General features: G+C 39.6%; 1 protein-coding gene. It reads left to right on the top strand.

What is annotated here, in order from left to right; translation table 11 throughout:
• Positions 1-255: DsbA family protein (locus M3196_RS21905; RefSeq protein ID WP_251324387.1), on the top strand; the 255-nt coding region annotated here is incomplete at both ends.

Genomic DNA, 255 nt, shown 5'->3' on the forward strand with positions numbered 1-255 from the left:
TAGAGATCGCCCGTTCAGTCGGTCTGGATGAGGAAGAATTTTTAAATGATCTTTCTTCTGAAGCGGCTATCAAAGCTTTACGCTGTGATCTGAAGTTTTCTCAAGAGATGGATGTTACACAAATCCCAACTCTTATCGTTTTTAACGACAAAACAGATGATGACGGCATTAAGATTTCCGGATGCTATTCTTATGATGTTTATGTGGAAATCCTAAGAGAGATGTCAGATATAAAGATTGAGCCTGCGCCTCTTC

Source organism: Fictibacillus nanhaiensis (assembly GCF_023715445.1).
Taxonomy (GTDB): Bacteria; Bacillota; Bacilli; order Bacillales; family Fictibacillaceae; genus Fictibacillus; species Fictibacillus nanhaiensis_D.